The following is a 4023-nucleotide window of genomic DNA, read 5'->3' on the forward strand; positions in this document are numbered from 1 at the left end:
ATTTCTTCGATGTAGAGAAAAGGGAGAGTATCTGCACGCTGCTGCTTACACTTTGGAAAAGTGCAGATGAGCATATCACTAAGACCGAGGCAGGTGAACTTGGTTCTGCTGTAAACTCCTATATCGAGCTTATATGTGCTGACCACAGCGTTACACCCTGTTTTAATACTTTCTATGAGTATCTGCGGGACGTGTACCGAAAGGATATGGAAAAACGTGACATCAAGGTAACGCTCTCGGACTTCAATATCAATAACCTCTTAACGACATTGAAGCAATATTATCGTGGTGGTCGATATGATTTCCTGCTGAACTCGGACAAGAACATCGACCTGCTCTCTAAACGCTTCATCGTCTTTGAAATTGACCAAGTGAAGGACAACAAAGACCTTTTCCCAGTGGTAACGATTATCATCATGGAAGCCTTCATCAACAAGATGCGCCGATTAAAGGGTATCCGCAAGATGATACTTATTGAGGAAGCATGGAAAGCGATTGCTTCGGCAAACATGGCAGACTACATCAAGTATCTCTATAAGACGGTGAGAAAGTATTTCGGGGAAGCCATTGTCGTAACGCAGGAGGTGGACGATATCATTCAGTCGCCCATTGTCAAGGAAAGTATTATCAACAACTCCGACTGCAAGATACTGCTTGACCAGAGAAAGTACATGACCAAGTTCGACGGTATACAGGCGATGCTCGGTCTTTCGGAAAAGGAAAAGAGCCAGATACTCTCCATCAATCAAAACAATGACCCGAATCGACTCTACAAGGAAGTGTGGATAGGCTTGGGCGGTATGCAGAGTGCTGTCTATGCTACGGAAGTGAGCATGGAGGAATACCTGACCTATACCACTGAGGAAACCGAGAAGGTGGAGGTGATGAACAGGGCAGCACAGCTTGGTGGGGACATCGAAACGGCTATCCGTCAGCTTGCCATAGAGAAAAGAAGCAATAAAAAGAAATAAGTAATAAATCATCAAAACTATAGCAACAATGAAAAAGTACATTTTCATGGCTCTCTTAGGATTGAGCCTTTCTGTTCCCAAAGCCTACGCACAGTGGGTAGTAACCGACCCTGGCAATTTTGCCGGCAACATCGTCAATTCGGTCAAGGAGATTGCAACAGCTTCGAAGACGGTGAAGAACACCCTTGACGGTTTTAAGGAAGTGGAGAAACTATACAACGACACCAAGAAGTATTATGATGCCCTAAAGAAGGTGAATAACCTCATTGGGGATGCCTATAAGGTCAAGGAGTGTATCCTAATGGTGGGCGACATCTCTGAGATTTACGTCACCTCGTATAAGAAGATGCTTTCGGACAAGAACTTCCGCCCCTCCGAGCTTGCTGCAATGGCTTCAGGATATGCCAAGCTCTTGGAGCAGAGCGGTGAGAGTCTCAAAGAACTAAAGTCCATCGTCAAGAGTAATGTCTTCTCGATGAACGACCACGAACGAATGCAGGCAATTGACCGTATTTATACCACGCTGAGAGAAAACCGCTCGCTTGTCTCATACTATACAAGAAAAAACATCTCCGTAAGCTATGTGCGTGCAAGGGAGAAGAACAACCTTGCCTCTGTTAAGGCACTCTATGGTAATACGGCAAGCAGGTATTGGTAAATCCACAGACAAAAAAAGAACTTGAAAGAACTTTCATAAAAAAAACTTTTGCTTATGGATTTTGCCAGTTTACACGAGCTGCTACGCTCCACCTATGACGAGATGATGCCGCTCTGTGCCCAGATGACAGGTATTGCCAAGGGCATTGCGGGCTTGGGAGCGCTCTTTTATATTGCCCTTCGGGTGTGGGCTTCCATTGCCCGTGCCGAGGCAATCGATGTGTTTCCACTGCTCCGCCCCTTTGTCTTGGGCTTCTGCATCATGTTCTTCCCGACAGTCGTACTGGGTACGATGAATGCCGTTCTCTCGCCCGTAGTGCAGGGAACGGAGATGATAGTACACCAGCAGGAGGGGAACCTTGCCGAGCTTACAGCCAAGCGGGACAAGTTGCAAGAGGAAGCCTACCTTAGGAATCCAGAAACAGCCTACCTTGTCTCCAACGAGAAGTTCGATGAGAAGATAGAGGAAATGGGCATCATCGGTCCGGAGGATGCCGTGACGATAGCGGGTATGTATGCCGAGCGTGCTGCCTATCAGACCAAGCAATGGATTATGAAGATGGTACACGACCTTTTAGAACTTCTGTTCCATGCTGCAGGACTTATCATCGACACACTACGCACCTTCATACTCATCGTCCTTGCCATTCTCGGTCCGATAGTCTTCGGTATTGCCGTATGGGATGGTCTTGCAGGCTCACTTACGGCATGGTTCTCACGCTATATCTCTGTCTACCTGTGGCTGCCTGTCAGCTCTATTCTTACGGCACTGCTAACGAAAATACAGGTGCTGATGATGCAGAAAGACATCGATGCGCTCAGCGACCCTAACTACCTGCCTGATTCGGGGACGTGGTACTACATCGTCTTCTTCCTCATCGGTATTGTGGGCTACTTCTGTGTACCTACCGTGGCTGGCTGGATTATCGAAGCTGGAGGTGGTATCGGCTCTTACGGTCGTAATGTTAACCAGACAGCACAGCATGGTGCGCAAGGCGCATATACTGGTGGCAAGGCTGCTATGGCTGGCGCAGGTGCTGCTGTGGGAAATGTCGGTGGACGCATCAAGGGAGCGCTGCTTAAAGGAAAATAGAAATGGAGCAACTATGCTTAATTAATCAACAGGTATAAAAGAAAAAAATGGAATTCAAATCACTTAATAATATCGAGACCTCCTTCAGACAGATACGGCTCTATGCCTTTGTCTTTGCCATCGTATGTGTGGCAGTGAGCGTCTATGCCCTCTATGCCTCGTACAGCTTCGCCAAGGAGCAGCGGGAGAAAATCTATGTGCTTGACCAGGGAAAGTCACTCATGCTTGCCCTTAGTCAGGATGCAAGTCGTAACCGTCCCGTAGAGGCAAGAGAACACGTGCGTCGTTTCCATGAGCTCTTCTTCACCATTGCGCCCGACAAGGACGCCATTGAGAAGAATATGGAACGTGCCTTCGTTCTGTGTGACAAGTCGGCTTTCAACTATTACAAAGACTTGGCAGAGAAGGGGTATTATAACCGTGCCATATCGGGTAATGTCAATCAGCGCATAGAGGTGGACTCTATCCACTGCAACTTTAATACTTACCCTTATGCCGTAACGACTTATGCACGGGAGTTTATCGTCCGTCAGAGTAATGTTACAGAGCGTAGTCTCATAACGACCTGCACGCTGCAGAACTCAGTCCGTTCGGATAACAACCCACAAGGTTTCCTGATGGAGAACTTCCTCGTTAAGGAGAACAGAGACATACAGACTTATAAACGGTAAGGCTATGGCAAGGAAAAGAATCTTTTTACTCTCACGTCACTATCTGCGCTTTCACCTGTGGCTCCGCCATCGTTGTGAAAGGCTCACGATAAGGCAGAGAAAGGAAATCGTCTATGGACTGAGCTTCATCTATCTGCTCTGCTCACTCTGGATGATAGCGCAGTTTTTCCTTCCTCCAAAGAAGGAAAAACTACCCATCCCCACGGGAAAGCTGACGGATAGTCCCATACGGACGGACAGCACTTTACATGAGTTACACGGCAATTTTTACCTACAACATCATCAAACAATCAAAGAAAATGGATAATAAACAGAAAGAACAAATGAAAAAAGGCTTGGTCTTCGGTGGGCTGGGATTGCTTTTCGCCCTCTCGATGTGGTTCATATTTGCCCCGTCGGGCAAGGAGAAGAGTGCGGCGCAGCAGGGACTGAACGACAGCATACCGCAGGCGACCACCGAACAGCTGACGGGAAACAAACTTAAAGCCTACGAATTGGGCGACAAGAGCCGTCAGGACGAACAGACACGCGAGGAGATGGGCAGGCTTTCGGATTACTTTGATAGTAATACCGCCCCCTCGGAAAGCGAGCGTGCGGAAACAGCCGCTTCGACGGCAAAGATTGAAAGCTC

General features: G+C 47.7%; 5 protein-coding genes and 1 pseudogene. All 6 read left to right on the forward strand.

What is annotated here, in order from left to right:
- Positions 1 to 971, forward strand: a 971-nt coding sequence (locus HMPREF9304_RS02100; RefSeq protein ID WP_036926148.1) for a TraG family conjugative transposon ATPase, incomplete at its 5' end; no start/stop codon positions are given.
- Between the two features lie 28 nt (positions 972 to 999).
- Positions 1000 to 1629, forward strand: a complete 630-nt coding sequence (locus tag HMPREF9304_RS02105; protein ID WP_036865620.1) for a DUF4141 domain-containing protein — start codon at positions 1000 to 1002, stop codon at positions 1627 to 1629.
- 54 nt (positions 1630 to 1683) lie between these two features.
- Positions 1684 to 2721: a conjugative transposon protein TraJ gene (gene traJ / locus HMPREF9304_RS02110; RefSeq protein WP_008449129.1), complete on the forward strand. Its 1038-nt coding sequence runs from the start codon at positions 1684 to 1686 to the stop codon at positions 2719 to 2721.
- Between the two features lie 47 nt (positions 2722 to 2768).
- Positions 2769 to 3392, forward strand: coding sequence for a conjugative transposon protein TraK (traK, locus tag HMPREF9304_RS02115; protein WP_008449132.1), 624 nt, complete (start codon positions 2769 to 2771; stop codon positions 3390 to 3392).
- Positions 3393 to 3396: 4 nt separating this feature from the next.
- Positions 3397 to 3699: a hypothetical protein gene (locus HMPREF9304_RS13940; protein WP_081953628.1), complete on the forward strand. Its 303-nt coding sequence runs from the start codon at positions 3397 to 3399 to the stop codon at positions 3697 to 3699.
- Positions 3692 to 4023 (forward strand): annotated as a pseudogene (locus HMPREF9304_RS02120) (conjugative transposon protein TraM); the annotation flags it as partial. The gene HMPREF9304_RS13940 and the pseudogene HMPREF9304_RS02120, both read left to right, overlap by 8 nt.

Source organism: Hoylesella timonensis S9-PR14 (genome assembly GCF_000762405.1).
GTDB lineage: Bacteria > Bacteroidota > Bacteroidia > Bacteroidales > Bacteroidaceae > Prevotella > Prevotella timonensis_A.

Excerpts from the sequence above, each read along its gene's own strand:
- HMPREF9304_RS02105 (WP_036865620.1), top strand. The coding sequence starts at position 1,000 with ATGAAAAAGTACATTTTCATGGCTCTCTTAGGATTGAGCCTTTCTGTT.
- traJ (WP_008449129.1), top strand. The coding sequence starts at position 1,684 with ATGGATTTTGCCAGTTTACACGAGCTGCTACGCTCCACCTATGACGAG.
- traK (WP_008449132.1), top strand. The coding sequence starts at position 2,769 with ATGGAATTCAAATCACTTAATAATATCGAGACCTCCTTCAGACAGATA.
- HMPREF9304_RS13940 (WP_081953628.1), top strand. The coding sequence starts at position 3,397 with ATGGCAAGGAAAAGAATCTTTTTACTCTCACGTCACTATCTGCGCTTT.